The organism is Pseudonocardia nigra, assembly GCF_019396355.1.
GTDB classification, from domain to species: Bacteria; Actinomycetota; Actinomycetes; order Mycobacteriales; family Pseudonocardiaceae; genus Pseudonocardia; species Pseudonocardia nigra.
Genome location: NZ_JAHKRK010000574.1, coordinates 1 through 591, shown reverse-complemented (window position 1 = coordinate 591; position 591 = coordinate 1). Strand labels below are relative to the sequence as shown.

General features: G+C 68.4%; 1 pseudogene. It reads right to left on the bottom strand.

The annotated features are described in order from the left end of the window. Positions 1 to 237, bottom strand: a pseudogene (locus KME75_RS42260) (hypothetical protein); the annotation flags it as partial. Positions 238 to 591: the final 354 nt, after the last annotated feature.

Below are 591 nucleotides of genomic sequence, written 5' to 3'. Positions count from 1 at the left end.
CACCTCGGCCTCCACGTAGTAGGCGGTCTGCCCATCCACGCCGGCCGTGCGTGCCCCCTTGTTGCCCCGCACCCGATCCCAGGCCACCAACAGGAAGCTGGGATCGGCGACGAGATTGAACAGATCATCGAACCTGCGATGAGGATCATCACGGGCCCAACGGTGCAGCTTGGTTTGGATCTCCAGTACCCGACGCTCCGCCCTGAGCAGGACGAACGCCAGCTCGTCGGTGTTCACCGGCGACCTCCTGGCCTTCCCTGACGTCCACTGCGGACTTGCTGGCCCCCTTCGCCCTGTGGTCGGCTTTCCCGACCTCCACGACGGGTCGTCACACCCGCGACTACTACGAGGCCTCCGCCCCGCCCGGCGCCCACAGCGGACAACGCGCCTGCCCGTTCCCGTGCTGGCTGCACGAGACGAGGGCGACACCGGACGGTTCCCACGTTCACCACACGACCGATCGGCGGGGTCGGCGCCCAGCTCTGCCCCAGCGACATCGCCACGACTACGCCGTGGGCATTCACCGTGGCCTCCCGCCGAAAGGGAATCAGCTCCGGCGAGGAGTTCCCGACCAGCAGCCGCCGGTCGGTG